Annotated in this window: 1 protein-coding gene; it reads left to right on the forward strand. The window is 63.3% G+C overall.

Features of this window, described 5'->3' with window-relative positions:
• Nucleotides 1-692 precede the first annotated feature (692 nt).
• On the forward strand, nucleotides 693-5,270 hold the full coding sequence (locus tag LFM09_RS49850) for a hypothetical protein (protein ID WP_414103691.1): 4,578 nt from the start codon (nucleotides 693-695) through the stop codon (nucleotides 5,268-5,270).
• Nucleotides 5,271-5,582: the final 312 nt, after the last annotated feature.

Raw genomic sequence — 5,582 nt, forward strand, 5'->3', positions numbered from 1 at the left:
AGTAGTTCCTTCAACCCGAGTTACACCGCTCGTTTGACACACCCGACTGCGCCGCCGATTGGCTGAGGAAGGTTGTGCGGTAGCCGACGGTGGTAGGCGGCTGGCTTGGTTGACGTGCGCTTGGATGAGTCGCGATGCTCGGCTTCGTGAGCGATCTACGCATGGGGAGCCATCGACCAGCCAGTCTGGATCCAATGGGTGATCTGGAACGTGGGCTCCTCCGTCGTTGGTCCCGGTTCGCCGACGTTGAAGGGGAGGATAGATCCGATGTATGCCGTGGGCGGGGTGTCAATTCTGTGGCCGGGTAGCCCGATCGGCGTCGTTCCGCACGTTCACGGTGGGGTGTGCCTGTCCTCCGTTCAGCTTTCGCCGGGCGTCGTCACCCGCGGGGTGGGCGTGAGGGGCCTCGGCCGGCGTCTTCCGGAATAGGTCCGGAAGGCCTGAGTCCTGTGCCGGGTGGTGGCGGTGTGGTGGTGGGTGGTTGCGTTGCTTCTGCGTGGTCTCTGTACTCGTGGGCGACCTGTGTCTTCTGGTCGTGGGGTGAGGAGTCGTGCGTTGCGGGCAGAGGGTGGTCGGGGTCGTCGTTGAGTTCGTGTCGGTGCCGGTGTTGGTGTGTTGGTGTGATGGGCGGCGCGCGAACCTGGTCCGGGGCTGTGGTCCTGGCCGGGTTCCCGCTGTGGTGATGGGGGCCGGTGGTGGCTGTTCACGGTAATTTGACGGTGCCTCCGGAGTTGGATTGGGTTTTTATTGTTTTGGCGGGCGGTGAGTGGCCGCCTGGCCGTGAGGGTGATCTGTGGCTGGTGCATGAGGCGCTGGTTGAGGCTGCTGATGATTTTGATGGTGTTGTGGGTGGGTTGGTTCTGGCTTTGCAGGAGGTCATGAACCATGTGGATCCGACGGTGGGGCGTGCTTTCTGGCGTTATGGGGAGAGGCTGGCGGAGCAGCCGGCGTTCTATGCGAGTGGCGCGCGGGATCTGGCGGGGCTGGCGCGTGGTTATTCGTTGAATGTGCAGGGCGCGAAGATCTCGATGATCGTGCAGATGACGTTTGCCGCTGCGGAGATCATCCGGATGTTCGTGGATCCTTTTGAGTGGCCGTTGATCGGGCCGTTCATCGGGGTGATGCAGGGTGTGGTGCGGTTGATTTTCGCGAGGTTCGCGGAGTGGGTCGCGCGGGCGTTGCAGGTGGTGGTGCGCGGTAGTTCGTCTTTTTTGCGGGTGCCGGTGGATCTGGTGTCTGTGGAGGCGGTGGGCGCGGGTGTGGACCGGGTTGTGTCCGAGATGGTCAGGCAGGTGCTGGACGAGGGGGCGGAGGAGGTTGTCCAGGACGCGATCGTGCAGGTGTGGCAGGCGGCGGAGAGTGGTAAGGCGTGGGCGTGGGATGACACGCTGAGGTCGTTCGGGTATGGGGCGGCGGCGGGTGGTTTCGCGGGCTTCCTGGGTGCGAACGTGGCGTTGTTCAAGCCGGGATGGGCCGGTAAGTGGGTGACGTCGGCGGCCATCGAGGGTGCTACCGAGGTCTTTGTCGGTGCGATCACGATTCCGGCCGGGGGTGATCCGAGGGACATCTGGAAGGGGATGGTCAACGGGCTGGTGTCCGGTGGCGGTATGACCGCGCTGCACAACTGGAAGCACGAGCGGGACCGGCGGTTCACACAGGACGGGCCGGGCAGGCTGGCACCGATCGAGGTCCCCGCTGGCAGGCCGTCCGGGATACCGGGACTGAGCGACCTGAACTCGCCGTCCCCTACCCCTGTCTCTGGTGCTGGCCCTGTCTCTGGTGCCAGGCCGGGTGCTGGTTCTGGTGTGGGCGTGGGTTCGACTGCCCGCGCCGGCGCTGGTCCTGGCGCCGGTGCTGGTCCTGGTCCGGCTGCGAACGCGGTCCCGGCACTGGGTGCGCCTGGTGCGGTGGCTGGGCCTAGTGCGGTGGCTGGGCCAGGTTCGGTCGTGCGGGATGGCTCGCCGCTGGTCGACCTGGGTAGCGGGGGAGGTGGCGCTGCCGGTGGTGGCGGGATTGGCGGTGTGACCAACGCGCCTGGCAATGCCGGTGCACCGGGGACGAACCCGCCTCTGCCGGAGCAGTCGGGCACCGGCAACGCCGACACGGGGCAGAACGGTACGACAGCCCCGAACCAGACGAACACCCCGCCGCCGAGCAGTTCGTCGTCGGATGCGGCGAACTCTTCGAGGAACGATCCCGCCGCGTCGAACGCGTCGCCGCCGAACACGCAGAACACCCAGAACCTCGCAGAGAAGCTGGCGGACAAACGCGGCACGGCCGCAGTGGTGCCGGAGTCCACTGTGGAGTGGACGCCATCGTCGACGTCGCCGCCCGTGGCTCCGCAGGTGCACGTGCGGGGAATGCCCGAGAGCGAAAGCGCCCTGCCTCCGCCGTCGACCGCGCCGACAACGTCGGACACGCCGACGGCGAACTCGATGCCACCGCTTCCCTCGGCGCCGCAGGACACCCAGGCAGCCCACGCCAGCCCGATCCTGGCCGACACGCATGACGCGCCCGCGCAGGTGCCACCGCTCGATCCAACAACGGCATCGCTGCCCTCGGTTTTCACGCAGGTGGCCTCACAGCCCCAGACACCGACGACTCCGGACAGCTCGACCGCGGGGCCGAACACGTCGACCCAGTCCAACACCGCGCAGTCGAACCCGACGTTGCCCCAGTCGGCGACGCCGCCATCCACCGCGAGCACAACGACCCCACCGCCGACCGCGCTCCAGACCACGGTCAATCCCGGCCCCGGAACACCGTCGTCCGGCGAAGAGGTCGCGGTCGGGGCGGCGGTCGACTCCGTCACAGACGTCGACGACCGCACTGACGTGGAGTCGGAGTCCGGTTGGGAGTCCAACAGCGAGACCGTCTTCGGCGGGGTCGGCGACGCCGAGGACGAGTCGGACCTGAGGGGCGCCGACGTCACCAGCACGGCCGCGCCGCCGATAACGATCGGCAGGCAGCTTGCACTGGGCAAGCGACGCGCCGACGAGGGCGATCGGGTCCGCGAGGTGGTCCGCGCCGACAACACCATCGGCAAGCGGAAGACCAGCTTCGCCTTGCTGGCCGAAGCGGAGAAGCGGCTGCTCGTGGCGGGTTTGCAGCCGCTGATGCCGTATCACGGCGCGAACGAGGACCACAGCGCCGCCGTCCGCAAGCGCAACCAGGACCGCCTGCTTGTTGCGTACGAGCTGCACAAGGCGTGCCTCAACGCCGACCCGTACGCGACGATCGACTACACCGCTGTCGACAACCTGGTCGCCGAGCTGGCACGCAAAGCTCCGCCGTGGACCCTGACGATGCCGCTGGGCGCAGGCACGGAGACCGATCAGCCCGTTGCAGGCTCGTCCAATTCGGTGCGGACCGAGAGCGACCTCGAGGAGGACTACAACCCGAACGACGACGCCGAGGACCTCTACTTCGAGCTCTCCCAAAAAAGTCGGCGTCTGGGCCCTCGCCGAGCCGAGTCGGACTCCGATTCCGAGCTAGGCGAGGATGCGGAGCGGCAAGAGGTGGCCGGCGCGCTGGCCACGCCACCGCTTGCGGTCGACACGGACATCGACGTGGATCGCAGAGCTGCCGATCAAGTTTCAGTAGCATTTCGGCGCGGTTCCCACACCTTACGTGGGGCGCAGCTTTCCTTGTTGTCGCGGACCGCTCGATCGGCTGCTCTTGCCTGGGCTGACCTCGGATCTGAGTGTCGACTGAAAGTAGTCGTCACCGGATTCGGCAACGGGAAAGCCGGGAAGAACCGTGAGGAGGCGGCCAGGCAATCCGGTCTACGACGAGCCGAGCACATCGTATGCCTGCTTGATGGAGAGATAGCGCGCCTTGTCACCCAACTTCCAGAATTTGAACGACTCTTATGGAGTGCTGATATCGAGTTCACCACCATCAGTCGCGGTCGCGATCCAAGCCGAAATTCCACAGAACGACGCCAAGCGCTCATCGAGTTTACTCGAACGAGCAGTGATTCGGTTGTCAACCGAAACTTCTTGACCGACGGTCGACCTATGTCAATCGTGGCGCATCCAGCATCACGCGAGATCGACTTGACGCAGAGAATGACAGTAGGAGCTCGCGACTTGGAGCTGGCCAGATGGCTTTCACTGCTCGATCCACAAGAATCGATCACGACTACACTAGTCGAACTGAATAAACTACGCACCCGATACGAACAACTTCGTTCCGCACCAGCACGAGATTCAATCACGAAAGAATCATTCATGGCAATGCTTCAAACCAACATCCGCCGAATAGAGGAGAATATTAGACTGTTCGAGTCCATGCGCGCACGCTCTACGGCAACCTGGACCCGGTTGCGCGCAGTCCAGACAGCAGCCTTGGTGGCAGTGGAACGCCGGAGCGCAACGTTCCTGGGCCGAGACCGTCAAGAAGTGATCAATAGAATCCAACGAGATTCCTGGGCAAAGCCGTACAGGCACCTGGAGGTTGATGCGCTATTAACCAGGGTTCATGCACTTATGTGCGACGAAATGCGCTTGACCACCAACATTTCCCCACAGAGAATAGATGCAGTCATGAGCGATTCGGAAGGGATGTTTCGCAGCTACTGGGAAACGCGAACCACCGGAACAGGTGCGGTTACCAATGACGACGCAGAAGCGCCCGTAGACGAATATGAAGGCTACGACGAACGCGACTACGACACAGAACGCGCCCAAGCCGAGCGATCTATGGGATATACATCAATCGGCCTTCGCGGGCGTGAAGTTGGACTCCCCGGCTCGGAACAGGAACGGCGAGACCTACCCAAGTATGCCGCTTTAACCTCTCGCCTTCAACTCGACGGGGCACTCGGCTACGGATGCATCGTGCTGATATGGAAGCGGGACGTTATGGCCAGGACGACTTTCACGCCGAGAGACAGTCTTAATTGGATGGACAGCGTGAAGGGTGCGACCGGAGTTACCGGAATGGGCAACCTGTATCCAATGTTGGCCTACGGCGCAGACGAGCCGGTTCGACTCGCCTTCGCTGAAGCCACCGACTTTGCATTTGAATCTGATCTTCGCGATAAAATTCTTAGGGGAGAAAAATTCCCCCAGTACTTCGAAGCGCAAATTCACGGCGATCTATCGTGGTCAGACCTGTCGGAGGTCACCATTCGCTACGAAGACGAATACTTTTCCGCAGCGTCGCGAGATAGAGCGAGAATCGAGAGATACGGTCGTCAGTACAATCCGGATCTGAAAGTGAACCTGTCCGAAATCGATCATCACACCGACGGTGTCGGCGAGTAGTCGGTCTCAGTCATGTCGAAGTTCCTGGCGAGGCACGGGGGCCTAAACGTCGGCCATGAGCAGCGCCCGCCGATCCAGCACCAGCGCACCGCGCGGCCACGAGCGTGGCGGGCATCAGCCCGGTGCTAGCGGACAAGATCGTCACCCACTTCAGCGTTGCAGCGCTCGACGTCATCGAGAACGAGCCGCAGCGCCTGATCGAGGTCCCGAAGCGCTCATCGCGGACGCGTGGGAAGAGCAGAAGGCCATCAAGGAGGTCATGGTCTTCCTCCCAGTCAGGGTGTTGCGACGATCAGTTGAATCCGCCGAATA

It is taken from the genome of Lentzea alba (assembly GCF_047445655.1).
In the GTDB taxonomy this organism is placed as follows: Bacteria; Actinomycetota; Actinomycetes; order Mycobacteriales; family Pseudonocardiaceae; genus Lentzea; species Lentzea alba_A.